The sequence below is a fragment of the Actinopolyspora mzabensis genome (assembly GCF_900101095.1).
Classification (GTDB): domain Bacteria; phylum Actinomycetota; class Actinomycetes; order Mycobacteriales; family Pseudonocardiaceae; genus Actinopolyspora; species Actinopolyspora mzabensis.
In genome coordinates, this window is the sequence record NZ_FNFM01000008.1 from 163,785 (window position 1) to 190,170 (window position 26,386).

The window sequence follows — 26,386 nt, forward strand, 5'->3', positions numbered from 1 at the left end:
GTCGCCCCGGAGCTCACTTTCGTCCGAGCCCGTTTTCCGCACCGCGCATCGGCCGCGATCGGACCGGGGTGTCCGAGCCCCCTCGCCCGCGGTGGACCACGGTACGAACGTGACCGCGCCCACACCACGAAGCAGCAGTTCAGCGACCTACCCACCCCCTGTGCACAACCGGCGACCGGATATCAGCGATGCTGTAGCGGCGGCGACGCAACCGACACGTCGCAGCCCTATCCGTCGACGCAGGGGCGAGCCACCTCGATGAACAACGCGGATTCCGCACCGAACAACGGCCCGTTACACAAGCTGGCGCGGCTGGCCCGCGACACCGTCCCGCCGATGCACCCGGCGGGAAGACCGTTCGTACTGGCCTGCGCACTCGCCACCCTGCTGCTCCGCCGGCTCTGGCGCCCCGCCGGAACCGCGGCCGCGCTGCTCACCGCCTGGTGCGCCTGGTTCTTCCGGGAACCCCGCAGGGTTACCCCCACCGGGTCGGACAAAGCGGTCGCTCCGGCCGACGGCACGATCGCGGAGATCACGAAGGCGACTCCCCCCGCGGAGCTGGAGCTGCCCGACCGGGAGATGCTGCGGGTGAGCACCTTCTTGACGGTGTTCGACGTGCACGTCCAGCGCGCCCCGGCCGACGGCGAGATCACCAAACTGGCCTACCGCCCCGGAGCGTTCCTCTCCGCCGACCTGGACAAGGCGAGCGAGGACAACGAACGCAACTCGATGCTGCTGCGCACCACCGACGGAGCGGAACTCGCCGTGGTACAGATAGCCGGACTGGTGGCCCGGCGGATCGTGTGCTCGGTGAGCGAGGGCAGCACGGTCACCGCTGGCAGCACGTACGGTCTCATCCGGTTCGGCTCCCGGGTGGATCTGTATCTGCCGTCGAACAGCCGGGTTCTCGTCGAACCGGGCCAACGGGCGGTCGGCGGTGAGACCGTACTCGCCGAACTCACCACCGAGCAGGACGGTGTGCGGGCATGAGCGAGGCGCGCGCGAATCCTCCCGGTGTACGGTTCCTGCCGAACGCGATCACCGTGCTGGCCATGTGCGCCGGACTCTCCGCGGTGCAGTTCGCACTCAACCAGCAACTCGAGGGCGCCATCGCCGCGGTGGCGGTGGCCGCGCTGCTCGACGCACTGGACGGGCGGATCGCCCGGCTGCTCGACGCCACCACGAGGATGGGCGCGGAGCTGGACTCGCTGTCCGACGCGATGTCCTTCGGAGTGGCCCCCGCACTCACGCTCTACGCCTGGCAGCTGGCGGGCAATCGCGTGGGCTGGGTGGTGGCCCTGATCTTCGCGGTGTGCATGATCCTGCGACTGGCGCGGTTCAACACACTGCTCGACGACGGGAACCAGCTGCCGTTCAGCAAGGAGTTCTTCGTCGGCGTGCCCGCTCCGGCGGCGGGGCTGCTGGCGCTGTTGCCGCTCGTGATCACCGCGGCCGTGGGTGGCCCCGGCTGGTGGTCGAGCCAGCCGGTGGTCATGAGCTGGATGATCGCGGTCGCCGCGCTCGCGGTCAGCAGGGTTCCGACGCTCTCGCTGAAGACGGTCAAGGTACCGGCGAAGCTGATCGCCCCGCTGCTGGTCGTGGTCGCGGTACTGGCGGCGGGGATCGTGACCTACCCGCTGCTGTTTTTGACCGTGGTGCTCGTGGGCTATCTGGTACACGTTCCCTACGCCGCCTACCGGCACCACTGGTTGGCCAACCACCCCGAGGTCTGGGAGTTCCCACCTCGCGAGCGGCGGGCGATGCGACGCAGTCAACGCCGGCTCGGGCTGCGCCCACCGCTGCGGCGTCGGGTCGCGGGCGCGGCACGGCGGGTCCGGCTACCGCGTCGCGGCGGCGACCGGGACGGCGAGAACCGCCGCAGCTATCGCACCCTGGGCCTGCGCCACCGCTCCAAGTAACCACCCGGGTAACCACCCGGCCCGCATCCCGGAACCGGCTCGACAACCCGGTACCCGCCTCCGCCGTCCTCGGAAATCGTTGCATCCCGTCCGGATTCGTTCGATTCGAGTTCGGCGGGACAGCCTCGACACCGGCCGGCGAGGAATCGGACTCCAGAACTCGTGATCGGCGGATGCGCGGGCGTGACGCCGGGGCCATGCTTGCCACGATGCCGGATACGTCGGACACTCCGGAACCGGGCGGCTCCCGTTCCGCGACGGCCACTCGCAGCCTGCTGATCTCGGTGATCGGCGCGGCAACCTTCGCCGTGCTGGCGCTGTTCTGGGGCCTGGCCATCAGCTCCCCGATGATCGTGTTCGACGGGCTGTACTCATTCGTGAGCGTGCTGCTGTCGCTGGTTTCGGTGGCGGCGGTTCGCACGATCGAACGCGGTGCCGACGAGCGGTACCCGTTCGGAAGACACGCCTGGGAACCGCTGACCGTGATCCTCAAGGCGGTTTCGCTGGCAACGCTGTGCGGCTACGCGCTGATCGGCGCCATCGGCGACATCCTGGCGGGCGGCAAACCCCCGGAGACGGTCCCTGCCGTGCTGTACGCGCTGGTCGCCACGGTCGGTGCCGGGCTGATGACCCGTTACCTGCGGTCCCACCCGGACGGACTGGTGCGTGCCGAGGCCGCGCAGTGGTGGATGGACACGCTGCTCAGCGCCGGAGTGCTGCTGGGGTTCCTGCTGGCGCTCGGGCTGGAGCGAGCGGGCTACGCCGGGATCGCCGGATACGTCGACCCGGGAATGGTGATCCTGTTCTCCGTGCTGTTCCTGCGGATGCCGGTACGGCTGTTCACCCGCAGCCTGCGCGAGGTGCTCTCGATCTCGGTGGACCCGGCGCTCAGCGGCGGCATCGAAACGGCGGTGAACGGGATCGTCGAGCAGTACCGGTTCGACGAGGTCTTCACGCGGGTCACCAAGATCGGTGGCCAGTTGGACGTGGAGATCGACTTCGTGGTGGGCGTCCACTCCACGGCCCGCGAGGTCACCGAGTTCGACCGGATCCGACAGCAGATCTCGGACATCCTGGAGACGATGCCGCACGAGAAGTGGATGACCGTCTCGTTCACCGCTGAGCGTCACTGGGCGCGCTGACCCACGGCTCCCCCGTCGCAGCGGCGTCGATTTCTCGGGCGAAATCGCCGCGTCCTCGATGCAGTGCCGAACTCCCACCACCCCCGCAATCGGCAGCGCTCCTGGGGATGGTCACCATGCGACTGAGCAGCGCGGATGTCTCGAGCGCGTGAGTCGGATGCATCGCGAGGCGGGGCCGCTCGCCGCGCAGGTCGCTACTCGAGAGCCGGCCCAACTCGGCAAGGCGCCGACTCACGTGCCGGCTAACCGACCACCCGACCCCGGTCTCCGCAAGACATTACTGTCGTGGGGTGAGCGCATCCCTTTCACTACGTGCCCGGTTGTCCACCTCCGCCACCGACCATCGGCGCGGTGTACTGCGACTGCACCCGGAAGTGCTGGACGCGCTGGGGCTACGGGGCCTAGACGCGGTTCGGGTCTCCGGCGCGCGGGCCACGGTGGCGCTGGCCGCGACCGCCCCGGTCCGGGAGTCCACCGGGGTGGTGCTGGTCGACGACATCACCCTCACCAACGCGGGAGCGCGGGAGGGTGACCAGCTGGTGGTGACCCCGGAAGAGGTGCGCACCGCGCGCTCGCTGACCGTGTCGGGGTCGCGACTGGCGACCGCTTCGGTAACCCCGGAAACGCTGCGCCAGGCGCTGACGGGCAAGGTGCTGCTCGCCGGGGACACCGTGTCGCTGCTGCCGCAGGACCTGTCCGGAACCCCGTCAGTGACGACGAGCAGGGTGCGCAGCACCCTCTCGGCCGCGATCGGGGTCACCTGGACCAACGAGCTGGTGACCGTCTCGGCCACCGATCCTCCGGGGGCCGTGACCGTGCACCCGGCGACGATGGTGAACTGGCAGCGCGAGTCCCCCACGGCGACCTCGACCGGCACCGGGCGGGAGGCACCCGGCACGATCCCGGCCGCTACCGAGCGGGAAGACTCCCGAACCGGTCGCCCGGAGGAGGGTGAAGCGGCCGCGGACGAATCACCCGTTCCGTTGCCGCTCTCGGATCTGGTTGCCGGGCGGCAGGCGGCGAAACGCCTGGAGGAATGGCTGCGGCTGTCGTTCGAACAGCCCGAGCTGCTGGCACGGCTCGGCGCTCCCGCCAGGCTGGGGGTGCTGCTGGACGGCCCGCCCGGTGCGGGCAAGGCCACCCTGGTGCGTTCGGTGACCGCCGCGGTGGGAGCACATCTGATCGAACTCACGGGGCCCGGAACCGGAGCACTGGAGGCTGCCACGGCGGCGCAGCGGGTCCGCGAAGCGCTCCGTCGGGCACGCACGGCGGCCGCCGGGGACGGTGGCTGCGTACTGCTGCTCACCGATGTGGACGGTTTGCTGCCCGCCACCTCTCCCCCGCCACTTTCCACGGTGGTGCTCGACGAGCTGCGTGCCGCTGCCGCCGTGGCCGGATTGGCGATCGTGGCCACCAGTTCCGATTCGAGGCACGTCGACCCCCGGCTGCGCGATGCGGAGCTGCTGGACCGGGAACTGACCGTCGGGTTGGCCGACACCACGACCCGCACCGAGCTGCTGCGGATTCTGCTGCGGAACACCCCGCTCGACCCCGCGGTGGACCTGGGCGAACTGGCCGAACGAACTCCCGGCTTCGTCGCGGCCGACCTGGGAGCGCTGACCAGGGAGGCGGCGGTGCAGGCCGCGCTCCGGCACCGCGCCGAGCCGGGGGACGGCGCTCCGGGGGTGCGGCCCGAGGACTTCGAGCAGGCACTGTCGTCCGTCCGCCCCATCTCGATGTCCAGCACGGACACGTTGCGCACCGGCGAGATCGGGCTGGACGACGTGGGCGACATGTCGGAGGTGAAACAGGCGCTGCACGAGACGGTGCTCTGGCCACTGCGCTACCCGGACTCGTTCGCGAGGCTGGGGATCCGACCGGCGCGCGGAGTGCTGCTCCACGGCCCACCCGGTTGCGGCAAGACCTTCCTGGTGCGCGCCCTCGCCGGAACGGGCAGGCTCAACACGGTCGCGGTCAAGGGAGCGGAACTGCTGGACAAGTGGGTCGGCGAGTCGGAACGCGCGGTGCGTGACCTGTTCGCGCGCGCGGCGGACGCAGCACCGACCCTGGTTTTCCTGGACGAGATCGACGCGCTCGCACCGGTACGGGGGCAGTCCTCGGACTCCGGGGTGACCGACCGGGTGGTGGCGGCGCTGCTCACCGAGCTGGACGGGGTGGAGCCGATGCGCGACGTCGTGGTCATCGGCGCCACGAACCGACCGGAGCTGGTCGATCCGGCACTGCTGCGTCCGGGCAGGCTGGAACGTTCCGTGGGGGTTCCGCCGCCCGACGCGGCGGCACGAGCGGAGATCCTGCGCACGGCGGGTGCCAACACCCCGTTCGCGGCCGACGTGGATCTGGCGGCCCTCGCCGAGTCGTTGGAGGGCTACTCGGCGGCCGACTGCGCCTCGCTGATCCGAGAAGCCGCGCTGACCGCGCTGCGCGAGTCGCTGCACGCGGCCGAGGTGTCGGCCGCGCAGCTGGACTCGGCGCGGGAACGGGTACGCCCCTCACTCAGTCCGGCACAGCTCGCCGCCTTCGAGGCGTTCCGGTGATCCCGGCGGGGGCTTCCACATCTGGTCACCCAGCCACAACTGGTCACCCAGCCCCAACTGGTCACTCGGCGGAACCTCTCGCGGGCTCTCGCTCCGGGGAGGCCCGACATCGAGTCGGCGGAAGCGAGCGGGGACGGTGCCTCAGCCGATGCCGTCGTAGTTCTTGGTGACGATGACGATCACGCCGGGACTGGCGTCGGTGATGCCGTTGAACCTCGGCTTCAGCCTGGCATCCAGCCGCCGCGCCACGGTGCGCGCCTGTGCGCGTTCCTCGGTGTCCGGCCGGTAGTAGACGGTGGTTACCGGGATCCTGCCGCCCGCGTAGTTGTCCACCTCGACCACTCGGAAGCCGGCTCCCCTGAGGTCGCGCGCCGCGCGGTGCGCGAGGTTCTCGATCTTGCTGTTGTTGTAGACCCGCAGCGAGATCCGCTGCCGGGAGTCCCCCTCACTCGAGCTCCCCTCACCCGCGTCACCGTCGCCCGCCTTGCCGTCGTCCGAATTCCGGTTGTCCGATGAGGACTCGGACGTGGCCGACGAACCCCGGTCGGCGGCGCTCTCCGAGGGGCGGGAGCTCGACGATTCGGACGGCTCCGAGGACGCCGAGGTGTTCGGTTCGGAGGTCCCGGGGGGTTTCCCCGCGCTGCTCGTCGGCCCGCTGCTCGTCGAAGCCGGTGGCGGCGGTGCCGTACCGGTGGGCTCAGCCGAGGGCTCACCGTCACCGGTGAGCGCGGTGGCCACTCCGAAGAACAGGGCGAGCACGCCGACTCCGAGCAGCGTGAAACCGCCGATTCGGGCGGCGGAACGCCCGGTTGCGAACTCTCCGGAGGGCATTCAGTACTCCCGTTCGGGTTCTGGACGCGCGGTGCTCGTGCCGAGCCTGCCATCCGCGCGCTGCCTGCGCAGTCGTTTGATCAGCATCGGTTCGGCCCGCATCGCCGCCGGTTTGTCGAGCAGTTTCGCGATCAACCGATAGTACTCGTGGGGCTCGAGGGCGAACAGTTCCCGGACGGCACGCTCCTTGCTGTCCACCGCTTTCCACCACTGGCGTTCGAAAGCCAGCAGTTCACGCTCGCGGTCGGTCAGTTCGGTGCCGGAGGAAGCCTCCTCGGGCTCGGTTTCCTCGGCGGGTTCAGCGGGTTGTTCCGGTACTCGCTCGATGGGTTGCGTGATCGGCTCCACAGCCCGTAAGTGCCCGTATCGGCGGGGCTCCTCCGGCTGTGAATCGGGCCGCTCCGCCACCCGCGCCAGCAGCTCGCACTGCCGCGCGATCTCGTGTGCGGTCAACATCTGGGCGGCGTCCATCTCGCACCTCGCCTCACGATCGGCTCTCCGCACATGGTGAATCACGGAAGCGTGATTCCCACACTCGTATTACACCATGTCTCGATCAGTGCCGGGGGTCATCACACGTAAGGGTGATTTATCGGGATGGCAACGACTGTGGACCTCGCGCGAGGAAGCATCTCGACACAATGAGTCATCCCCGGCAGAGCCGGAAGGCTCGGGAACGAGCGTGCCCGGCACTCCGCCGCCTCAACCGGGAGGCGCCCGGCCGGATAGGCTTTCGCGCATGACTGTCCACCCCATCCGCATCGCGGGCGATCCGGTACTGCACACCGCGACACGCGAGGTCGATGCCTTCGACGACGAGCTGCGCACCCTGATCGACGACATGTTCGAGACCATGAACGCGGCCAACGGGGTGGGGCTGGCGGCCAACCAGATCGGGGTGGACCTCCGGTTGTTCGTCTACGACTGCCCGGACGACGAGGGCGTGAACCATCGGGGTGTGGTGGTCAACCCGCGGCTGGAGACCTCGGAGATACCGGTGACCATGCCCGATCCGGACGACGACTGGGAGGGCTGCCTGTCGGTCCCCGGCGAGTCGTTCCCCACCGGCCGGGCGGACTACGCGAAGGTAACCGGCTTCGACGGCAGCGGCACCGCCGTGAAGTTGGAGGGACACGGCCACTTGGCCAGGTGCTTCCAACACGAGACCGACCACCTCGACGGTTACCTGTACCTGAGCAGGCTGACCGGAAGGCACGCACGCGCGGCCAAGAAGATGCTCAAGCGCAACGGCTGGACCGAGCCGGGAAACTCGTGGCACCCGGCCACCGACGCGGACCCGTTCGCCGAGTAGCGGGCCTCCGTCTGCTCGGGTTTCCGCCGTGCTCGGTTGAGGGAACCTCTAGCGGGGTCCACGCTCCGGCGAGGTCCAGTGGCGAGCAGGTGACTCAGAACCGCGTGGTGTCCAGACGGAAACCGAACGGCTCGGGCAGCTCGATCCCGTCACCGAACGGGACCTGAACCAGGTGCCGGTAGTGCCCGGACGCGGGATCGGAGTACAACGACACGGTTGGTTCCCTGGAGTCGTAGCGGTCGACGAGCGGGTAGAGCGGCACTTCCGCACCGGCATACGCCCGGAGCTTGGTGATTCGGTCGGGCTCGGGGCACAAAGCGCGCTCACCTCCTGTGTCGGATTCGTGACGCATCGTATCCTCCCGACAGGAACCGCGGACCCGCGACTGGTCAACAGCTTACCGACTCGGGAACCACCCGGCCGGGGCAACGACACGCATTGCGCGCCGGGTCGAGGATGGCTAGTGTCTGCCGCCGACAACAGAAACCGCGGGAGCTCGCACCGGAAGCGGGCTGAGAGGGCGACTGGAGCGGATCTCCGGGGTCGCCGACCGCATGAACCTGACCGGGTAATACCGGCGTAGGGAGGAACGGGCATGGCCGACGTGTATCCGAACGAGTCCACAACGGACGGATCGGCCGCACCGAGCATCACCACCGGAGCGATCCGGGGCTCGCACAAGATCCACCACAGCACCGAGTCGGGACTGCGCGTGCCCGCGCGCCGGATCGAGCTGAGCAACGGTGAGCACCTCGACGTCTACGACACCTCCGGGCCCTACACCGACGACAGCGTCGGGATCGACGTGCACCAGGGCATCCACCCGCTGCGTCGCGGTTGGACGGACGGGCGCGAGCACCGCACCCAGCTGGAGTCCGCGCGGCAGGGTGTCGTCACCCGCGAGATGGAGTACATCGCGGCACGCGAGGACCTCTCCCCCGAGTTCGTCCGCTCGGAGGTCGCCGCGGGACGCGCGGTGATCCCGGTGAACCGCTGCCACCCGGAGACCGAACCGATGATCATCGGGAAGAACTTCCTGGTGAAGGTCAACGCCAACATCGGCAACTCCGCCGTCACCTCCTCGGTCGAGGAGGAGGTGGAGAAGATGGTCTGGGCGAGCCGCTGGGGCGCCGACACGATCATGGACCTGTCGACCGGCAGCCGCATCCACGAGACCAGGGAAGCCATCCTGCGCAACTCACCGGTGCCGATCGGCACGGTCCCGATCTACCAGGCGATGGAGAAGGTCGACAGCGACCCGGCCAAGCTGACCTGGGAGATCTACCGCGACACCGTGATCGAGCAGTGCGAGCAGGGCGTGGACTACATGACGGTGCACGCCGGGGTGCTGCTGCGCTACGTCCCGATGACGGCCCAACGGGTGACCGGCATCGTCTCGCGCGGCGGCTCGATCATGGCCGCCTGGTGCCTGGCACACCACCGGGAGAGCTTCCTGTACGAGCGGTTCTCCGAGCTGTGCGGGATCCTGCGCTCCTACGACGTCACGTTCTCGCTGGGCGACGGGCTGCGGCCCGGTTCGATCGCCGACGCCAACGACCGGGCCCAGTTCGCCGAGCTGGAGACCCTCGGCGAGCTCACCCACATCGCGCGGGAGCACGGCGTGCAGGTGATGATCGAGGGCCCGGGACACGTGCCGATGCACAAGATCGAGGAGAACGTCCGCCGCGAGGAGGAGCTGTGCGGCGAGGCCCCGTTCTACACCCTCGGGCCGCTGGCCACCGACATCGCTCCGGCGTACGACCACATCACCTCGGCCATCGGGGCGGCCGAGATCGGCAGGGCGGGCACCGCGATGCTGTGCTACGTCACCCCGAAGGAGCACCTGGGACTGCCGAACCGGGACGACGTCAAGACGGGTGTGATCGCGTACAAGATCGCGGCGCACTCGGCCGACCTCGCCAAGGGGCACCCCCGTGCGCAGGAACGGGACGACGAGCTGTCCAAGGCGCGCTTCGAGTTCCGCTGGAACGACCAGTTCAATCTCTCGCTGGACCCCGACACCGCGCGTGCCTACCACGACGAGACGTTGCCCGCTGAGCCCGCGAAGACGGCGCACTTCTGCTCCATGTGCGGGCCGAAGTTCTGCTCGATGAAGATCACGCAGGACGTGCGCGACTACGCCGCGAAGCACGGGCTGGACAGCGTGGAAGCCATCGACGCCGGGATGCGGGAGAAGTCCGAGGAGTTCGCCGCCTCCGGCGGGGAGGTCTATCTCCCGATGGCCGAGTAAGTCCCGCACTGTCCCGCGTGAAACCGTTCGGGGTGTTCCGACGTTCCGGGAACACCCCGAACGGTTCAATCGGGCAAGTACCGGACCGCTCCGGGTGTTTCCGGAACGGCAGCACGCCGGGTACGTGCGCACAGTGACGTACTCATACCGATTCTTCCGCCCGGAGTTGATCCACGAGGGCGTTCGACACGGCAGCCCCTCGGGTTGGCAACGGCCTGAATCCGCGATTGGGGACGCTCCTCGACCGGAGTTCACCTGAGGTCTGCAACGGCTGACGGACGAGTTCGGACAGGGTCTGCCCAGTCGAGCGGCCCTCGCGACGGGCCCGCTCCTCGACCGCGAGGTGAACATCGTCGTCCAACCGAAGTGTGGTGCGCATGGATCCGATGTTGGCGCATCGAACCGACGAACACGCACCAGGTGACTGTTGGCCCGCTCTTCCCGCTCGCGGAGCTCGCCGGACGACTCGCTCCGATTCCTCGGTCCACGGCTGTGCTGGACGTTGGTCCCGTGGGGCACACCGTGCGGTAACCGAGCCACCCCATCCACCCGGCCCACTCACAGCGCGGGAACTTCTACGATGAGTTCGATGGACTCCACACCCACGGGCACCGGAATCCGGCCCGCCAACGACACGGCCCCGCCCACGGCCCTGACGATCGCGGGGTCGGACTCGGGAGGCAGCGCGGGCATGCACGCCGACCTGCGCACCTTCTTCTCCTGCGGCGTGCACGGCATGACCGCGGTGACCGCGGTGACCGTGCAGAACACGCTCGGGGTCTCCGACATGGTCGAGATCCCGCCGGAGACGGTGGCGGCCCAGGTCGAGTCGGTCGCCTCCGACATCGGGGTGCACGCCGCCAAGACCGGGGTGCTGCCCTCCGCGGCGTGCATCGAGGCGGTGCTGGCCGCCTGCGACCGGCAGGGCATCGGGCGGGACGGCCGCACCCCGCTGGTGCTCGATCCGGTGGCCGCCTCGCGCAATGGCGAACCGCTGCTGCGGGCCGACGCGCTGGCGGCGCTGCGCGACGAGGCGTTCCCGCGGGCCACGCTGGTGACTCCGAACCTCGACGAGGTGCGGCTGTTGACCGGCATCGAGGTCCGCGACCGGGACCAGCTCTGGGAGGCGGCCAAGGCGATGCACGACTTCGGCCCCGAGTACGTGCTGATCAAGAGCGGGCACCTGCCCGAGGACCCGGAGTGCGTGGACCTGCTGTTCGACGGGCGGGAGGCGGTCACCCTGCCCGGACCCCGGTACTCCACGGTGCACACCCACGGCGCCGGTGACGCCTTCGCGTCCGCGATCACCGCCGCGCTGGCGCGCGGCGCGCCGATGGAGCGGGCGGTCCGGCTGGGCAAGCGGTTCGTCAGCCGCTCGGTACGGCACGCCTACCCGCTGGGCAGCGGGGTCGGTCCGGTCTCGACGTTCTGGCGGATCAGCAGTCGCTCGATCCAGTGAGTACCATCCCGTCCCGGCGGTTTCGGGCGCGGCGATTTCGCGAGAAATTGCCGAAAAGCCCTACGAACGAGTGATTTCGCTCGCTGTTCGGTAACCCTGATCGTGGGGTGTGTCGACGTATCCGACGAGGGACTGAATTACCACGGCAGAGTGGTTCGGGGACCCCTGCCCTGGTAACAGCCGATCGTCGGCATCGCCGTCGATACGTCAGTACGAGCACACACCAGGCGAAGCGTGGGGCGAATCCGGTGCTGAAACGACTACGGGCAGAGCTGTCCACCGAGGCGGGCGCGCCAGACCCGCGACAGCGGCAGTACACCACGGCAGTGCTGCTGGCCGTGGTGGTGGCGACCATCGCGGGTCGGCTGTCCGACGTCGGAGAACCGCTGATCATCGCGGGGATGACGGCGGTGCTCACCCTGATCTCCTCCGGCGGGCACTCGCTGCGCGCCGACCTGCGCATGTTCGCGAGATTCGCGCCCGCCATCACGGCGGTGCTGGCCGTCGGTCCGCTGCTGACGAACTCACCGGTGCTCGCGGGGGCCCTGGTGGCCACCGTGGTGTTCGGCTCGGGCATGCTGCCCGCGCTGGGGGAGCGTTACCGCACCTTCGGGCAGACCTTCGCCGCCGCGACGCTGCTTTCCACCACCACCGGGATCGGCGCGGGGGAACCGGCATGGCGGCTGGCCGCCGCCGCGGTGCTCGGCGCGCTGTTCGCGCTGCTGCTGCGGGTGCTGGTGGGCCTGACCGATCCGAGCAGGACGATCCGCGCGACCGTGGCGCGCACGTTGACCACCCCCGGTCCGGGCGTGGTCGAGGGCGCGGCCGACGCCTGGCGCGCCGACGGCAGGGTCGGCTGGCTGGGACAGGTGCTGGCCGGCGCCGCACGGTTCCGGGCCGCTCGCGAGGTACTGCTGGCGCAGGCGCAGCAGTCGCACGGTGAACAGCGGGAATGGCTCTACCGTATCGCCGCGCGGGCCGACGAGATCGCGGCCGAGCTGGCCGTGGCGGTCCGCTCGCGGGTGTGCACCGGTCTGAACGGACTGGCCCGCACCCGTCCGGAGGTGCTGGAAGGTGCGGCCAACCGGCAGGTGCCGGACGCGGTGCGCGGCATCAACGAAGGGTTCGACCGGGTGCGCCGCGCGGTGCTGCAGCGGGACCACACGGCGACCACTCCCGCGGCGCGCGGTGGCCGCAGGCAGCAGGCCGTGGGGGCGGTGCGAGCGCATCTGTCGCTGCGCTCCTCGCTGTTCCGACACGCGCTGCGCTGCACCCTGGCCGTGACGGTGGGCATGGTGATCGTGCTGCTGCTGCGGGACCCTTCCGCCTCCACCCTGCTGCTGAGCCTGTACGTGGTGCTGCAACCGGCGGCGCGGGACAGCATGAACGGGGCGCTGGAACGCACCGGTGGAGCGGTGCTGGGGGTGATCGTGCTGGCCGTGGTTATCGTGCTGCTGCCCTACGCCACGCTGCTGATACCGCTGTTCACAGCGGCGATGCTGCTGCGGGTGGAGCGGCTGCGCAACGACTACCGCGTGCTGCTGGGGGCGCTGATCGCCATCACCGTGCTCGCCCGGATCGTGGAGCTGGACGAGCGTTCGCTGGTCAACGCGACGATCAGCTTCGCGGCCAACACGGCGATCGGTGCCGCGATCGCGCTCAGCGTGGGATTCGTGAGCTACCTGGTGCTGCCGGGCAGCCTGGTGCCGGACGTGCGTGGGACGGTGCGCGCCACCGTCTGGTCGGTCTCGGAACTGCTGCGCAGCGTCCGCGCGGCCGGTCGCGGGGCCGAGCTGCGGGAGCCGCTGCGAGCGGCGCACGTGCTCGCGCTGCGGCGCACCCAGGACCTGCTCGGTCTACCGGCCAAACTGGACGGTTCCGACACGGTGGAGGAGGAGGCGGAGCGCAGCAGCAGGGCCGCGGCGGTGGCGCTGGACGCGCTGCGACAGGACCTGGCGACGTTGGCGTTCCGACCCGATTCCGAGCGGGCGCTGGCGGTACCGGCGCTGAGCGCGGTCGACGACCTGCTGGGCGGCAACACCACGGCACGGATACCCGACATCCCGTCCGGGCAGGCGCCCGCCACCGAGCTGCTGGCGAGTTCCCTGTTGGAGAACGCGCTGCACGCCAGGGCCGCGATCGACGAGACGTTCGGCTACAACGACCCGTGGAAGAGCTACACCATCTCGTTCGTGCGCCCGGAACGGCTGCGGATCCGTTGAGTCCGGCGTCGCACGGCCCGCCACCGTGAGCCGCGGAAACAACAGCTCCGTCGGACAAGTAACTCACCCCATCGGCCTGCCGGGGCTGGAGGCCTCGGCCCAGTAGCGACGCGGGATCCGGCCCGCCTGCACGGCCAGCCGCCCCGCCTCCACGCCGGAGCGCATCGCGGCGGCCATGCGTTCCGGATCGTGCGCGCGGGTGACGGCCGAAGCCAGCAGCACCGCGTCACACCCCAGTTCCATGGCGAACGCGGCGTCCGAGGCGGTGCCGATCCCGGCGTCGAGCACGATCGGCACCGCAGCACGGGAGCAGATCGAAGACCTGAGCGCACCGTCGGCACGGCGTATCGCCCCCGTCGTCAACTCACTCCGGGCAGCGATCAACCCGCTGCATGGCCACAACGACAGATCCCCCGTGTGGCACCGAGAGACGGCTACACACCCAGACGGTGCTGAACGGCCGCGCAGAAATCGGGAGTGGTCTTGGTCAATTTCACCAAGAAGGAAAACAGGTCTTCCGGAGGACAGCGGCGGTCGGCGACAAGCTCGTTCAGGCATCGCAGAGTCGGTCCTGGATGCAGATCGAGCTGATCGAGCAGGAATTCATCCGGGGTAACGACATCGATGTCGTAAGGCTCAGTCGACTCCGGGGGGAAGTCCTTGGTGTTGGCGGTGACGATGGCAGCGGCTCCGCTCCGGACCGCTGCCGCGAGCACATGGCGATCTTTCGAGTCGTTGGTCATGGACGGCACGAGTGACTCGTAGTCGGTGACGAGTGCGTCGCTGAACCTCGAGCGCATCACCTCTACCCGACGCCGCGCCTTGACCGCGGTCATCGAACCGATCCGCGGCAGGTTGCGCTCGACCTCTTCCAACACCTGGTCCGACCACAACGGCCTGTAGGTGTGCGCCTCGGCCAGCCGCAGCAACACGTCCGTGAGGTTGATGGGAACCAAGCAGCAGGCATCCAGGTAAACCGGAAAAGACACTATCAACGTGTCCGAACGAACTCGTCGATCTCGTCAGCCGTTCCGTCGTGAGCGGTGGTACGCGACTCCTCCGCCAGCGCCGCACGGCGTTCCTGCCTCGATCGGTGCTGGTACTCCAGGACATCGGCCAGCCGGACACGACGGTGACGACCACGCACTTCGTAGGCGATCTCGCCCTCACGAAGCAGTCTGGTCAGCGTCGGACGCGAGATGTTGAGCATCTCGGCCGCTTCCTGCGTGGTCAACTGAGTGTTGTGCGGTGCGACCGTGATAGCCAGACCTTGCGACATGGCCTCGGCCACGTCCCGCAAAACCGCATAAACCTCTTCGGGAAGGTCCACTCGCGTACCGTCCGGCCCGATCAGGCCGGCCTTTCCATCCCGCAGCGAAGACGTGTCCTCCAAGGCCGCAGCGAATCGCTTCAGACCGGCCTCGTCGATCTCCTCCGGGGGAAGCACGGTGTGCTGTTCCAGTGCTGCTGTCATCACGACTCCCTACAGCTCTCGATGACTCGCAATATCACCCTACAGGAAACAAACACAAAAAGCGAAAAAAGCGAAAAGCAAGAGCGGCCGTTACACCCTCACCCCATCGGCCTGCCGGGGCTGGAGGCCTCGGCCCAGTAGCGACGCGGGATCCGGCCCGCCTGCACGGCCAGCCGCCCCGCCTCCACGCCGGAGCGCATCGCGGCGGCCATGCGTTCCGGATCGTGCGCGCGGGTGACGGCCGAGGCCAACAGCACCGCGTCACACCCCAGTTCCATGGCGAACGCGGCGTCCGAGGCGGTGCCGATCCCGGCGTCGAGCACGATCGGCACCGCAGCTCGGGAGCAGATCATCTCGATGTTGTGCGGGTTGCGGATGCCCAGCCCCGTCCCGATCGGCGAACCCAGCGGCATCACAGCCGCGCAACCGAGCTGTTCCAGCCGCGTGGCGAGCGCGGGGTCGTCGTTGGTGTAGGCGAGCACCACGAAGCCCTGGTCGATCAGCTGCTCGGCGGCGTCGGTCAGCTCCACCGGATCGGGCAGCAGCGTTTCCTCATCGATCACGACTTCCAGCTTGATCCAGTTCGTGCCCAGGGCCTCACGTGCCAGCTGCGCGGTGAGCACCGCCTCGGCCGCGCTGCGGCAGCCTGCGGTGTTGGGCAGCGGAGCTATGCCGAGCCGATGCAGCAGATCGAACACCCCGGTGGTTCCACCGGCATCGGCGCGGCGCATCGCCACGGTGGTCAGCTCGGTACCGGAGGCGATCAGCGCCTGCTCCAGCGCGGTCAGGCTGGCCGAACCCCCCGTTCCGGTAATCAGCCGCGACCCGAATTCGTGTCCGGCTATGACCAGCGGATCGTCCATGCTCATCCTCCTTGCACGGCGGTGACGATCTCCACCGTCGCGGCCGTGCCGAGTTCGGTCTCCCGCCAGCGGTCACGGGGAACCACGGCGCCGTCCAGCGCCACGGCCACCCCGCGGGACGGGCTGCGGAAACGTTCCAGCGCGTCGGCGAGGGTCGCACCCCGCTCGAACTCGTAGCGCTCTCCGTTGATCGTGACGTTCATCGTCGAACTCCACTTCGCGTCGGATCGGCGGGTTCGGTCTCGGCGGGCACGTCGCCGCCCCGCAGCAGCGCGGTGACCGCGTCGGCGGTGATCGGCGCGTGCAGGAACCCGTTGCGGTGGTGCCCGGTGGCGACGAGCACCCCTGGTTCCAGCCAGCCGATCAGCGGCAGGTTGTCCGGTGTGCCGGGACGCAGCCCGGCCGTGGCCTCGGCCAGTTCGTACTCGCCGAGTCCTGCCACCAGCCGCTCGGCGTCGCCGATCAGGTCACGCACCCCGCTCACGGTGACCCGCGTGTCGAATCCGTTCTCGTACTGCGTGGCACCCACGACCAGGCCGTCCGGGCGCGGCACCAGGTAGACCGGCCTGCCGTGCACCGGGCCTCGGATGGTGTGTGCCGGGGGTGGCAGCGCGGTGCTCCTGCGACTCAGCCGCAGGATCTCGCCCTTGACGGGACGGACCAGCTCGGCCAGCCCCTCGTGGAGTTGCCCGGAGCCGCTGCCCGCCGCGATCACCACCGCGTCGCAGCGCAACTCGGAATCGGCGAGTTCCACCGCGCCGGGCCGGACGCGGCGGGCCGGTTCGGCGTGGAACTCCACCCCGGCTCGCCGCGCGGCCTCGCGCAACGCGGCGAGCGTGGTGCGGTTGTCGACCGAGAGGTCGCCCGGCACTTCCAGGCCGCCGTGCACGGCGGGGGCCAGCGAGGGTTCCAGCCTGCGCAGTGCCCTGCCGGAGTGCCTGGTCACCGTCCGGCCCAGCTTGGCCAAGTGCTCGGCGATCTCGTGCAGCTGCTCGCGGTCGGCGCTGTCGGCCCCGACGACGAGCGTGCCCCGCTCACCGAGCCCGGAGGGCGCGTCGGCGGCGCGGGCCAGTTCGGCGGCGAAGTCGGGCCAGCGGCGCAACGAGGCCGTGCCCAGTTCGAGCAGCTCCTCCTCGCCGAACCAGGTCTCGGCCAGCGGCGCCAGCATCCCGCCCGCGACGTGCGAGGCACCGCTCGCCGGTTCCGGGTCGACCAGCCGTACTCGGCAGCCCAGCGTGGCCAACCGCCACGCGCAGGACAGCCCGATCACACCGCCGCCAACCAGGGCGATGTCGTGATGTCGTTCCTTGGTCAATGCTCACTCCCTGCGCCGGCATGATCCGGATCAGGTTCGGCGGTCGGGGCTTCAGCCCCCTCTCAGTCCGTTCGGCCGGACTCCCGCGGGTACCCACCGCACAGCCTAGGCGATGAACTCCGCCCGCGTCAGGTAGCACCCGACGAGCCACCGGTCACCCTGGGTAGGACCATCCGCGCCCCGCTGGGGAATGTGACTGGCGCCACCTCCCACCGGGTGACCTACCCTGGACGCATGCCCGGAATGGACGGCTACGGAATGCGCGCCCGGCTGGATCAGGCGCGGCTGTACTTGTGCACCGACGCGCGCCGGGAACGCGGTGACCTCGCCGAGTTCGTGGACGAGGCGCTGGCGGGCGGTGTGGACATCATCCAGCTGCGGGACAAGGACGAATCCGGCGCTCCGCTGGAGGCCCGCGAGGAGCTGGCGGCGTTGCGGGTGCTGGCCGACTCCTGTGTCCGGCACGACGCGCTGCTGGCGGTCAACGATCGCGCGGACATCGCGCTCGCCGTGGACGCGGACGTGCTGCACCTGGGGCAGGACGACCTCCCGGTGGCCACCGCCCGCGGCATCGTCGGCGACCAGATGATCATCGGTCGTTCCACGCACGACGTGGTGCAGGCCGACTCGGCGGCCACCGAGCGCGGGGTGGACTACTTCTGCACCGGCCCGGTGTGGACCACTCCAACGAAGCCCGGCCGCGAGGCCGCCGGGACCGAGCTGGTGCGGCACGCCGCCGAGCACCACGGCCACGGCAGGCCGTGGTTCGCGATCGGCGGTATCGGCCCGGAGAACCTGGACGAGGTAATGGCGGCGGGCGCCGAGCGCGTGGTGGTGGTCCGCGCGATCACCGAGGCGGAGAATCCCAGGGAGGCCGCCGCGCAACTGCGCTCCCGCCTGGTCGGCTGACACCTGGTGGGCCGACAGCTGGTGGGCCGAGGCCGGGGCGAAGCGGTGGACGATCGGATCGGGTGTTTGCGCCCCGAGCCGGGACGATGCCACTTCCCGCCCGGCCGTATCTCCCGGCGATCGGCGGCACCACCCGGTGATTTCGCGAGAAATCGAGACCGCCCCCGCGGAGCACCACATCCCCGGAACAGGGGGGGTGACGATTTCGCGGGAAATCGACGGCGCCCCCTGGTGACGGCGACCCCCGCTGGGAGGGGGCCGGGGGCCGCCGTCCGGAGTCGTTCCCGTCGCTCGCACGTCGACGGGACCGATCACCGTCCGTTCGGTGGGCACTGCTCCGGTTCCCGCACCGCCACGCGGGCCGAGCGGCCAACCGCGAATCAGCCGGTCAGGAGGGAGACGTCGTAGCGCTGCAGTGCCTCGTTGACCGGCTGGAAGAAGGTGGTCCCACCGGAGGTGCAGTTGCCCCACCCCCCGGAGGTGATCCCCTGCGCCTGCTGCCCGGAGACGAACGAGCCACCGGAGTCGCCGGGTTCGGCGCAGACGTCGGTACGGGTGAGCCCTTCGACGATGCCCTCGGGATAGCGCACACTCTGGTGCTTGCCGACGATCGTGCCGCAGTGCCAGCCGGTGGTGGAGCCGGAGCGGCACACCGAGGAGCCCACCGGCGCCTCGGTGGAGCCCGCGATGTTGACGGTGCCACCACCGTAGTCGTTGACCAGCGGTTTGCCGGGTGCCGAGCTGCGCACGAAGGAGAAGTCGTCGCCGGGGAAGGAGGCCCCCGCCACCGACCCGTCGGGGCTGCTGGTGCCGTCCCCGGTGGTGGCGCAGTGCCCCGCGCTGAGGAAACCGCCCCGCACGGCGAACCCGATCGAGCAGCGGGTGTCGCCGCCCACGTAGTAGGGGTTGCCGCCGATCACGTCGGCGTAGAGTCGCGGCTCGCTCGGGGTCTCGGTGATTCGTACCGCCTCGGTGGGCACTCCGGTGGAGTCGAGGAACTCCCGCACCCGCTGCGCGCTGCCCCTCTCGGCGGTGAGTACCACCGAGTTGTCCGCGGTGTCCACGTAGTGCCCGTTCACTCCGGCCGGAGCGCCGCGCAGTGATTCGTCGAGGCGCTCGGCGATGCCTTCGAGGTACCGGGAGCTGTACTCGACCAGTTCGGCCCGTGCACCGGCGGCGCGAGCGTCGGCCAGCCGGGAGCGCTCGGTCACGCCGACCACCAGCCGCCCGCTCGCGGCGTCGTAGTGCGCGCCGCCGTAGGAGTTCCCCAGCGTGCGCCGCAGCGTGTGGCGGACCTGCTCGGCTATGCTCTCCCGGTACAGTCGCAGCCGGGATTCGCGTGCGCTGAGCCCGAGGTCGCGCTGCATCGCCTTGAGCAGCGAAGCGGCCCCGTCCGGTTCAGCGGTGTTCGTGTCCTCGACTGCCGAGGCGGCCGGTGCCGCGGTCGCGACGGTGGCCGTCGCCAACAACAGGGTCCCCACGAGGCGGCAGGCGATCCCTAACTTCACTGACGGCCTCCCTCGAAAGCGGGAAAATTTCCACGGTCGCGTGAGCGACGTTGGGCGATCACCGCGCCAACATTGATGCGCAACCTAGCAGATCTCACCGCGATATCGGAGAGGTATCAGCGGAATAACTCGTGTTGTGTTTTCGCAGCCACTTCGCGTGATCGAAATAACGGATGAAACGAACGAACCGGATTGCTCACTCGCCGGGTGCCGAGGGTCGAGCAGTCTGCCTGAGACGCGCGTCCGGTGTGGACTCGGCCGAGCCGGTCTCCGATGTCTCGCTGGTTTCGGACTCGTTGGTGCTCGTCGAATCCCCGGTGCTGCTGGGCTGCCGCTCGGCGGACTCCTCGGGCGTCGAGGTCTCGCTCGGGGCGGTGCTCGTGTCGGAGGGTTCGGAGAACTCGGCGGATTCGGAGGGTTCGGGCGTAGAGCTCGACTCGGAGGCGGGCACCCGTTCACCCGTTTCGGACGGCTCGGTCCGCGCCCCGGCACCGCCAGGTCGGAACATGCTTCCCACGGTGGTCCCGCCGGAGTCGCCGGAGACCGAGTCGCCGGTGATGCTCTCGTAACCGGTGATCAGCACCATGCACAGCACGAACGCCAGTCCGCTGGTGAGGGCGACCACGCGCCAGTTGAAGCCGCGTCGCTTGCCACCGGGGGATTCCCCCTCACCCGCCGCGCCCGCGCGGTTCACGACCGTGTTCCCGTTCCCGGCGCTCCCGCCGCCCGTGGCACCGCCGATGACGGTTGTCGGTTCCCGCGACGAGTCGCCGTCCCCCACGGGACGTATCCGCCTGGTGGCGTCCGGCACCACGAGTCGTCTGGTGGGCTCCGCGTCGGGCCGCTCGGTCGCCGGGGAGCCACCGGCGACGTCCTTCCCGGAACTGCCCGTCCCCGCGTTCGCCGTCCCCGCGTTCGGTCGGTGTTCGATCGGTTTGGTGGGCGCGTGCGGATCCACCCACCCGGACGCGTCCGCTGCTTGCGTCGTCCTGCGTCGGGCCGCTCGCCTCAGCGCCGCGTTGGCCGCCCTCTCCCTGGTCGACTCCAACGAGCGCTGGTAAACCGCCCCGCCGAGCGTGATCACCACACTGGTCAGTGCCGCCCCGGAAACCGTCCCGGCTATCCCGAGTTGACCACCGAGCACCGCCGCCGTGGCGGCGGCCAGCCCGGTGCCGGTCACCTGGGCGGGCGAAACACCGAGTTTGTCGAACGGCTTCGTCGAGCGCTTGGGCTCGGCCTTGTCGGACTCCTCCTCCCGCTGGATGTCCGGATCCTGCTGTTGGCTCATATCTCTCCCACGCACTCGTCACCTCGCACGTCCAACGGACGATCTCGGCGTGCTGCTCCCGGGAGAGCCCAGCTAGTGAGTACTCCCACTCGATGTAACGCACCGGGAAAACATCTTTCGGGCGAGCGATCAGCGCGGCCCGGGAGGCGAGCGCATCGTGAGACCCCGTCACGACCGGGGCCGGAGACCCGGCTCCTCCCGCGTTCACACCATCGGTGAGGATTCCCGCATGCCGTTGGTCACGAACGAGGACGCGCGTACGGCGCGGGAGGTCCTGGACGGGCTGGGCCCGGAAGGACCGGTGCGCACCCCGCTGCTTCCGGTACCCGAGGCCGAGCGGAGCGCTCCGTTGCTGCTCAAACCGGAGAGTCTGCAGCCTACCGGGGCCTTCAAGATCAGGGGCGCGCTGCATGCCACGGCGGTGCTGGACGAGCGGACCCGTGCCAGGGGGATAGTCGCCTACTCCAGCGGGAACCACGCGCGTGCCGTGGCCCACGCCGGGAAGGTGTTCGGTGTCCCGGCGACCGTGGTGGTGCCGCACACGGCCCCGGCGGCGAAAGTAGCGGCGGCGCGTGCGCTAGGGGCCGAGATCGTGCCGGTGGAGGTCTCGGAACGGGAATCGCGTGCCGAGGAGATCGCCGAGCGGCGCGGCGCGCGGCTGATCCCACCGTTCGACGACGCGGCCGTGGTCGCGGGGCAGGCCACGGTGGGGCTGGAGATCGCCGAGGACGTCGACGCGCTGGGGCTGCCCGAGGTGAGGGTACTGGTGCCGGTCAGCGGCGGCGGGTTGATCTCGGGAGTCGCCGCCGGGCTGGCGGCCTGTCGTGCCCGCGTGCGGCTGGTGGGGGTGGAACCGGAACTGGCCGCGGACGCCAGGGAGAGCTTCTACGCGGGCGAACGCCGCCACTGGTCGGTGGCGGCGCGCACCGGCACCCGGGCCGACGGGCTGACCGCGCAACCCTCCGAGTTCACCTTCGCCCACATCCGTGAGCTGGTCGACGACATCGTCACGGTCTCCGAGACCGAGATCGGCGAGGCGGTGGGTTTCCTCGCCGAGAGCTGCCGACTGGTCGCGGAGCCCAGCGGGGCGGTGACCACGGCCGCGCACCGCCACCGCCCGCGGGAGTCGGAGACGACCCCGACGGTGGCGGTGGTCAGTGGCGGAAACATCGACCGTGCGGCGCTGGTCAGTTCATTGGCGGATTGAGACTGGCGACGAACTTGTAGCGGTCTCCCCGGTAGATCGAGCGCACCCACTCCACCGGGGTGCCGTCCTGGTGAAAGGAGTGCCGGGACAGCAGCAGCATCGGCAGCCCCACGTCGGCACCGAGCAGTTCCGCCTCCTCCGGGCTGGCCAGCGCGGTCTCGATGGTCTCCTCCGCGCTGGCGAAGGAGATGCCGTACCGCTCGCGCAGCACCTGGTACAGCGAGGCCCCCGCCTCCACGAGCTGGGTCAGCCCCTTGAAGCGGCTCAGCGGCAGATGGGTGGTCTCGATGGCCATCGCCTCGTCGTCGGCCAACCGCAGCCTGCGCATCCGCAGCACCGGGCTGCCGGAACCGATGCCGAGCAGGTGGGCCAGTTCGCGCTCGGCGGGCTCCTCGTTCATCTCCAACAGCCGGGAGTCGGGCTGCCTGCCCTGGGCGCGCATGTCCTCGGTGTAGCTGCTCAGCTGCAACCGCTGGGCCACCTTGGGTTGCGCGGCGAACGTGCCCTTGCCCTGGACACGCAGCAGCCTGCCCTCCACCGTCAGTTCGGCCAGCGCCTGCCGGACCGTGGTGCGGGAGACGTCGAACTCGGCGGCCAGCGACCGCTCGGTCGGTATCGAGGACCCAGCGGGCATGGAGCGAAGCATGTCCAGCAGATGCTGCTTCAACCCCCAGTACTTGGGCTCGCGTTGGTTCTTGGTCGGCATGTCGGCCCCGCCGGGCACCGACGCTTCGAGCATGTTTCCTCCTACCGTCGCGCCTTCGAACGGGGCGATCAGCACTACCGATTCCAGCATGCCGGAGTTTCACGGCACAGTAGGAATCGCATCCCGCTTCCCCCTCGTCGATATGCGCGGGGTCACAGCTCGTGGTGCGGCCCCGCGATTCCGGTGGACAAGCAGGGCTGTCGGCCCGCCGGAGCTATCGGTAGCATTGGTCTAGACCGAAATTCTCGCACGACCACGAACGGACCACGACATGAGCGAGGACCCCGGAGCCGGGGCCGACGAGCAGGCTCAGCATCCCGGCAGGCACATGAGCGCCGAGATCGCCGAACAGCCCGCGGTGTTCGACGGCCTGCTCGGCAACCACCCCGAGCTGGCCGAGGTCGCCCGGCGCATCGCGGAACGCAGACCCCGCTTCGCGCTGCTGGCCGCACGCGGCTCCAGCGACCACGCGGCGCTGTACGCCAAGTACCTGGTCGAGGTACTGCTGCAGCTGCCCGCGGGGCTGGTCTCCCCGTCGACCACCACGCTCTACGACGCCCGGCCCGATCTGAGCGAAGTACTGCTGATCTCGGTCAGCCAGAGCGGCGGCTCCCCGGACATGCTGGAAGTCACCCAGGCCGCGCGTCGCAACGGAGCCACCACGGTGGCGGTGACCAACAACCCGGACTCGGCCCTGAACCACGCCGCAGAGCTCTCGGCGGACATCCGCGCGGGCACCGAACGAGCCGTGGCCGCCACGAAGACCTACAGCGCGACGCTGCTCACGCTGTACCTGCTGATCGACGCGATACGCGGCGGGCGGGCGGAACGAGCCGCCGAACTGCCCGAACTGGCCCGACGCGCGCTGGAGCCCTCGGACGAGTTGGACGAGGCGGTGCGGCGCTACCGCTTCGCCGACCGGATGCTGACCACCGGACGGGGCTACTCCTCGGCGACCGCCGCCGAGGCGGCGCTCAAGCTCGCCGAGACCAGCTACCTCTCGGCACGCGCCTACAGCGGCGCGGACCTGCTGCACGGCCCGGTCGCGGCCGTGGACTCCGAAACCGCCGTGCTCGCGCTGTGCAGCGCCGGTAAGGGCGGCTCGGCCATGAACGAGGTGCTGAGCACGGTGCACGAGCGGGGGGCCGACATCTGCGCGATCGGCTCGGCCGCGGCGAGCATGCCCTGCGCGCACAGCATCGGCCTGCCGGAAAGCCCCGAGGAGCTGGCACCACTGCTGGAGGTGTTGCCGGTGCAACGACTGGCCCTGGCGCTGGCACTGGAACGGGGGGCCGACCCGGACAGCCCACGCGGGCTGCACAAGGTCACCCGCACCCGGTGACACGCCGGAACGCCACGTGGCGGAACTCGCCGTGCCGAGCGAGGATCACGACGTCACGGATCCGTGGCCGCACAACACGACCTCGCGTACCCGCACCGGGGTCGCTCGGGTCCGCCCGGAGCACCTAGAAGCCCGCCTCACCGAGGGGGCGGGGGTGAGACGGGCACCGCCAGGCTACTCCGCTCGGCGCAGCGGGGATCACCGGGTTCGGAGGGGGACAGAATTGACCGATATCGACGACACGGCGGGTCGGCTGCTGCTCGGACTGGACGTGGGTGGCACTTCCAGTCGTGCCTTGCTCACCGACACGAGCGGACGAACGCTCGGGACGGGGCACGCGGGTGGCGGCAACCCCAACACCCACCCCCCGGAGCGGGCCGTCGAACAGGTCGCACGCGCGGTTCGCACGGCGCTGTCGGACACGCCCCCGGAACGCGTGAGCGCCGCGGTGCTGGGGATGGCCGGGATCAGCAAGCTCACCGACCCGGTGGTCTCCGGGGTGTTCGAGCAGGCTTGGCGGATGCTGGGACTGAGGTGCGCGATGCGGACCGTCAGCGACAGCGAGGTGGCCTTCGCCGCCGGTACCGCGGAACCCGACGGCACCGTGCTGATCGCGGGAACGGGTTCGATCACCGCCCGGATCGAGCGGCACCGCCTGGAACGCACGCTGGGTGGTTACGGCTGGCTGCTCGGCGACGAGGGCTCGGCGTTCTGGCTCGGCCGGGAGGCCGTGAGCTCGACGCTGCGCGCGCTCGACAGCGGCGAGGCGAAGCACGACCCGCTGGTGAGCTCGGTGCTCGACGAGCTGCTTCCGGCCTCGGCGACGGCGGCCGATCCCGAGCCGGTTCTGGTGCGCAGGCTCGTCGCGCTGCTCGGCAACGGCCCGCCGACGCGGTTGGCCGAACTGGCGCCGCTGGTGACCGCATCGGCAGCTGAGGGCGGCGGCAAGGCGGCGGAGATCCTGGCGAAAGGGGCTCGGATACTGGCCGCCGACGCGCTGTCGGTGCGCAAGGAGCCCGACGAGTCACCGATCGTGCTGGCGGGCAGTCTGCTCGCCGGGGAGGGAGTGTTCGACGAGGCGGTGCGTCGGGAGCTGCGCGCCCGGAGCACCGCGCCGCTGGCCAACGCGGGCTCCGGCGCGGCCGGAGCGGCGTGGTTGGCGGCCGAACCGCTGCTCGACGAGGAGCACGCGCGGTGGCTGCACGGCAGGCTGCTGGAGTCGGAACCCGGCTGACCGGCGGTCAGCGGCCGGGCTGGTGATCGCGCCCGGTTTCGCCGTCCTCGCGTGGGGAGCGGTCGCACACCCGGCCTTCGCACCGCCGAGCTCTAACGACCGGAGGTCCGGTGCACCGCCTCCTCCGGGCGGCGGGCATGCCGGATGCCGGGGTGGTCCGCCGGAAGCGTACGCCGCAGCACCCACCAACTGACCACGACGCACAGCACCACCAACGGCCAGGTCAGTACCACCTGGGCGATACTCAACGGCACCACGGCGTTGATCATCCAGAGCGGAACGAAGACCACCAGCCGCGTGACGTACTGCCCCACCCAGACCCAGCTGGCCCTGCTGTAGGCGCGCAACAGATCGGGATCGCGCCGCCACCGCGTGCGCTGCCCGAGCAACGTGCCCACCACCAGCCCGAGCAGCGGCCAACGCACCGCGATACTGATCATCCAGGCCAGTCCGCTGGCCGCGTTGGAAACCAGCCGAACGAGGTAGAAATCGACCGCCTGCCCGGTACGCAGCGCGATGATCGACCCCACCAGCACGGCGAGCAGGCTGAACAGCACGGCCAGCGGACGCGCACCGCTCAGGAGCCGCCAGACACCGATCACGACTCCCACCGCGACGGCGGAGATCCCGGCAACGGCGATGGACTCACCGCTGAGCACCCAACCCAGCCCGAAGGCCACCGGTGGCAGGCTCGCGTCGAGCGCACTGGCCCGACCTCCCAGCAGCCGCAGCAACGAGTCGCGCTCGGCCCCGCTCGCCTCCGTGCCGTGCCCGGTACTGTCGCTGTCCACGACTTAAGCCTGCCTTACCCACGCCGCCGCACGCACACATCGATCGACGTGTGGTGCC

At 70.0% G+C, this 26,386-nt stretch carries 24 protein-coding genes, 1 pseudogene and 1 riboswitch; of the genes and pseudogenes, 12 read left to right on the top strand and 13 right to left on the bottom strand.

The features are described 5' to 3' along the window. The first annotated feature begins 258 nt into the window (after positions 1 to 258). The 4 genes from BLR41_RS14725 (at position 259) to BLR41_RS14740 (ending at position 5,616) form a co-directional block, all read left to right on the top strand. A complete protein-coding gene (locus BLR41_RS14725) occupies positions 259 to 990 on the top strand; it encodes a phosphatidylserine decarboxylase (protein WP_092628987.1) in 732 nt (243 codons plus the stop codon). Next, a complete protein-coding gene (gene pssA / locus BLR41_RS14730; RefSeq protein ID WP_092628988.1) occupies positions 987 to 1,919 on the top strand; it encodes a CDP-diacylglycerol--serine O-phosphatidyltransferase in 933 nt (310 codons plus the stop codon). The genes BLR41_RS14725 and pssA overlap by 4 nt, the downstream gene beginning before the upstream one ends. Positions 1,920 to 2,128: 209 nt before the next feature. Further along, entirely contained in the window at positions 2,129 to 3,061 is a 933-nt protein-coding gene (locus BLR41_RS14735) for a cation diffusion facilitator family transporter (RefSeq protein ID WP_176797994.1), read from the top strand. Between the two features lie 320 nt (positions 3,062 to 3,381). Next, complete coding sequence (locus BLR41_RS14740) at positions 3,382 to 5,616, top strand: AAA family ATPase (protein ID WP_245694249.1); 2,235 nt, start codon at positions 3,382 to 3,384, stop codon at positions 5,614 to 5,616. 141 nt (positions 5,617 to 5,757) lie between these two features. Here BLR41_RS14740 and BLR41_RS14745 read toward each other — a convergent pair whose 3' ends face one another. Together BLR41_RS14745 and BLR41_RS14750 are read right to left on the bottom strand one after the other, a co-directional pair. Then, positions 5,758 to 6,447 (bottom strand): LytR C-terminal domain-containing protein, encoded by a 690-nt coding sequence (locus tag BLR41_RS14745; RefSeq protein ID WP_092628992.1) that lies wholly within the window; start codon positions 6,445 to 6,447, stop codon positions 5,758 to 5,760. Beyond that, on the bottom strand, positions 6,448 to 6,918 hold the full coding sequence (locus BLR41_RS14750; protein ID WP_092628994.1) for a DUF3263 domain-containing protein: 471 nt from the start codon (positions 6,916 to 6,918) through the stop codon (positions 6,448 to 6,450). A 268-nt stretch (positions 6,919 to 7,186) separates the two neighbouring features. On the opposite strand from BLR41_RS14750, the gene BLR41_RS14755 reads away from it, so the two are divergent. Next, complete coding sequence (locus BLR41_RS14755) at positions 7,187 to 7,759, top strand: peptide deformylase (protein ID WP_092628996.1); 573 nt, start codon at positions 7,187 to 7,189, stop codon at positions 7,757 to 7,759. A gap of 94 nt (positions 7,760 to 7,853) precedes the next feature. Here the strand turns inward: BLR41_RS14755 and BLR41_RS14760 are convergent, their stop codons facing one another. After that, positions 7,854 to 8,111, bottom strand: a complete 258-nt coding sequence (locus BLR41_RS14760) for a Uma2 family endonuclease (protein WP_092628998.1) — start codon at positions 8,109 to 8,111, stop codon at positions 7,854 to 7,856. A gap of 243 nt (positions 8,112 to 8,354) precedes the next feature. Between BLR41_RS14760 and thiC the strand changes: the two genes are divergently transcribed. The 3 genes from thiC to BLR41_RS14780 all read left to right on the top strand — a co-directional run bounded on the left by thiC (position 8,355) and on the right by BLR41_RS14780 (position 13,691). Then, positions 8,355 to 10,010, top strand: coding sequence for a phosphomethylpyrimidine synthase ThiC (thiC, locus tag BLR41_RS14765; RefSeq protein WP_092628999.1), 1,656 nt, complete (start codon positions 8,355 to 8,357; stop codon positions 10,008 to 10,010). Between the two features lie 580 nt (positions 10,011 to 10,590). Beyond that, on the top strand, positions 10,591 to 11,469 hold the full coding sequence (thiD, locus tag BLR41_RS14775; protein WP_092629001.1) for a bifunctional hydroxymethylpyrimidine kinase/phosphomethylpyrimidine kinase: 879 nt from the start codon (positions 10,591 to 10,593) through the stop codon (positions 11,467 to 11,469). 248 nt (positions 11,470 to 11,717) lie between these two features. After that, complete coding sequence (locus BLR41_RS14780) at positions 11,718 to 13,691, top strand: FUSC family protein (RefSeq protein WP_092629003.1); 1,974 nt, start codon at positions 11,718 to 11,720, stop codon at positions 13,689 to 13,691. Between the two features lie 63 nt (positions 13,692 to 13,754). On the opposite strand, the pseudogene thiG (BLR41_RS14785) reads toward BLR41_RS14780, so the two are convergent. From thiG (BLR41_RS14785) to thiO, 6 genes and pseudogenes are all read right to left on the bottom strand, one after another. After that, positions 13,755 to 14,006 (bottom strand): annotated as a pseudogene (gene thiG, locus BLR41_RS14785) (thiazole synthase); the annotation flags it as partial. A gap of 119 nt (positions 14,007 to 14,125) precedes the next feature. Beyond that, entirely contained in the window at positions 14,126 to 14,680 is a 555-nt protein-coding gene (locus BLR41_RS14790) for a VapC50 family PIN domain-containing toxin (RefSeq protein ID WP_281240963.1), read from the bottom strand. A gap of 2 nt (positions 14,681 to 14,682) precedes the next feature. Beyond that, the gene (locus BLR41_RS14795) at positions 14,683 to 15,165 is read right to left on the bottom strand and encodes a helix-turn-helix domain-containing protein (RefSeq protein ID WP_092629005.1); all 483 of its coding nucleotides are present in this window, start codon (positions 15,163 to 15,165) and stop codon (positions 14,683 to 14,685) included. A gap of 98 nt (positions 15,166 to 15,263) precedes the next feature. Next, positions 15,264 to 16,028 (bottom strand): thiazole synthase, encoded by a 765-nt coding sequence (gene thiG / locus BLR41_RS14800; protein WP_092629007.1) that lies wholly within the window; start codon positions 16,026 to 16,028, stop codon positions 15,264 to 15,266. Positions 16,029 to 16,030: 2 nt separating this feature from the next. Then, entirely contained in the window at positions 16,031 to 16,231 is a 201-nt protein-coding gene (gene thiS / locus BLR41_RS14805; RefSeq protein ID WP_092629009.1) for a sulfur carrier protein ThiS, read from the bottom strand. Continuing rightward, entirely contained in the window at positions 16,228 to 17,343 is a 1,116-nt protein-coding gene (gene thiO / locus BLR41_RS14810) for a glycine oxidase ThiO (RefSeq protein ID WP_092629011.1), read from the bottom strand. The genes thiS and thiO overlap by 4 nt, the downstream gene beginning before the upstream one ends. Further along, positions 17,334 to 17,440, bottom strand: a riboswitch (TPP riboswitch). (Overlaps the previous gene by 10 nt.) A gap of 137 nt (positions 17,441 to 17,577) precedes the next feature. On the opposite strand from thiO, the gene thiE reads away from it, so the two are divergent. Continuing rightward, the gene (gene thiE, locus BLR41_RS14815) at positions 17,578 to 18,252 is read left to right on the top strand and encodes a thiamine phosphate synthase (protein WP_092629013.1); all 675 of its coding nucleotides are present in this window, start codon (positions 17,578 to 17,580) and stop codon (positions 18,250 to 18,252) included. Positions 18,253 to 18,632: 380 nt separating this feature from the next. On the opposite strand, the gene BLR41_RS14820 is transcribed toward thiE, so the two are convergent. Both BLR41_RS14820 and BLR41_RS14825 read right to left on the bottom strand, forming a co-directional pair. Next, entirely contained in the window at positions 18,633 to 19,760 is a 1,128-nt protein-coding gene (locus BLR41_RS14820) for a S1 family peptidase (protein ID WP_092629014.1), read from the bottom strand. A 196-nt stretch (positions 19,761 to 19,956) separates the two neighbouring features. Continuing rightward, positions 19,957 to 21,048: a hypothetical protein gene (locus BLR41_RS14825; RefSeq protein ID WP_092629015.1), complete on the bottom strand. Its 1,092-nt coding sequence runs from the start codon at positions 21,046 to 21,048 to the stop codon at positions 19,957 to 19,959. Positions 21,049 to 21,277: 229 nt separating this feature from the next. Here BLR41_RS14825 and BLR41_RS14830 point away from each other — a divergent pair, with 229 nt between their 5' ends. Then, complete coding sequence (locus BLR41_RS14830) at positions 21,278 to 22,255, top strand: threonine ammonia-lyase (protein WP_092629017.1); 978 nt, start codon at positions 21,278 to 21,280, stop codon at positions 22,253 to 22,255. Here BLR41_RS14830 and BLR41_RS14835 read toward each other — a convergent pair. Then, positions 22,236 to 22,994, bottom strand: coding sequence for a GntR family transcriptional regulator (locus BLR41_RS14835; RefSeq protein ID WP_092629232.1), 759 nt, complete (start codon positions 22,992 to 22,994; stop codon positions 22,236 to 22,238). The two genes, BLR41_RS14830 and BLR41_RS14835, sit on opposite strands and share 20 nt — an antisense overlap. Before the next feature lie 238 nt (positions 22,995 to 23,232). Between BLR41_RS14835 and BLR41_RS14840 the strand changes: the two genes are divergently transcribed. Beyond that, on the top strand, positions 23,233 to 24,303 hold the full coding sequence (locus BLR41_RS14840) for an SIS domain-containing protein (protein WP_092629018.1): 1,071 nt from the start codon (positions 23,233 to 23,235) through the stop codon (positions 24,301 to 24,303). 223 nt (positions 24,304 to 24,526) lie between these two features. Further along, the gene (locus BLR41_RS14845; protein ID WP_092629020.1) at positions 24,527 to 25,537 is read left to right on the top strand and encodes an N-acetylglucosamine kinase; all 1,011 of its coding nucleotides are present in this window, start codon (positions 24,527 to 24,529) and stop codon (positions 25,535 to 25,537) included. Between the two features lie 92 nt (positions 25,538 to 25,629). On the opposite strand, the gene BLR41_RS14850 is transcribed toward BLR41_RS14845, so the two are convergent. Then, a complete protein-coding gene (locus BLR41_RS14850) occupies positions 25,630 to 26,328 on the bottom strand; it encodes a DUF3159 domain-containing protein (protein ID WP_218120152.1) in 699 nt (232 codons plus the stop codon). Positions 26,329 to 26,386: the final 58 nt, after the last annotated feature.

Bases quoted from the DNA above. Each gene is read 5' to 3' on its own strand.
- BLR41_RS14725 (WP_092628987.1), top strand. From the start codon at position 259: ATGAACAACGCGGATTCCGCACCGAACAACGGCCCGTTACACAAGCTG.
- pssA (WP_092628988.1), top strand. From the start codon at position 987: ATGAGCGAGGCGCGCGCGAATCCTCCCGGTGTACGGTTCCTGCCGAAC.
- BLR41_RS14735 (WP_176797994.1), top strand. From the start codon at position 2,129: ATGCCGGATACGTCGGACACTCCGGAACCGGGCGGCTCCCGTTCCGCG.
- BLR41_RS14745 (WP_092628992.1), bottom strand. From the start codon at position 6,447: ATGCCCTCCGGAGAGTTCGCAACCGGGCGTTCCGCCGCCCGAATCGGC.
- BLR41_RS14750 (WP_092628994.1), bottom strand. From the start codon at position 6,918: ATGGACGCCGCCCAGATGTTGACCGCACACGAGATCGCGCGGCAGTGC.
- BLR41_RS14755 (WP_092628996.1), top strand. From the start codon at position 7,187: ATGACTGTCCACCCCATCCGCATCGCGGGCGATCCGGTACTGCACACC.
- BLR41_RS14760 (WP_092628998.1), bottom strand. From the start codon at position 8,111: ATGCGTCACGAATCCGACACAGGAGGTGAGCGCGCTTTGTGCCCCGAG.
- thiC (WP_092628999.1), top strand. From the start codon at position 8,355: ATGGCCGACGTGTATCCGAACGAGTCCACAACGGACGGATCGGCCGCA.
- thiD (WP_092629001.1), top strand. From the start codon at position 10,591: ATGAGTTCGATGGACTCCACACCCACGGGCACCGGAATCCGGCCCGCC.
- BLR41_RS14795 (WP_092629005.1), bottom strand. From the start codon at position 15,165: ATGACAGCAGCACTGGAACAGCACACCGTGCTTCCCCCGGAGGAGATC.
- thiG (WP_092629007.1), bottom strand. From the start codon at position 16,028: ATGGACGATCCGCTGGTCATAGCCGGACACGAATTCGGGTCGCGGCTG.
- thiS (WP_092629009.1), bottom strand. From the start codon at position 16,231: ATGAACGTCACGATCAACGGAGAGCGCTACGAGTTCGAGCGGGGTGCG.
- thiE (WP_092629013.1), top strand. From the start codon at position 17,578: ATGCCCGGAATGGACGGCTACGGAATGCGCGCCCGGCTGGATCAGGCG.
- BLR41_RS14825 (WP_092629015.1), bottom strand. From the start codon at position 21,048: ATGAGCCAACAGCAGGATCCGGACATCCAGCGGGAGGAGGAGTCCGAC.
- BLR41_RS14830 (WP_092629017.1), top strand. From the start codon at position 21,278: ATGCCGTTGGTCACGAACGAGGACGCGCGTACGGCGCGGGAGGTCCTG.
- BLR41_RS14835 (WP_092629232.1), bottom strand. From the start codon at position 22,994: ATGCTCGAAGCGTCGGTGCCCGGCGGGGCCGACATGCCGACCAAGAAC.
- BLR41_RS14840 (WP_092629018.1), top strand. From the start codon at position 23,233: ATGAGCGAGGACCCCGGAGCCGGGGCCGACGAGCAGGCTCAGCATCCC.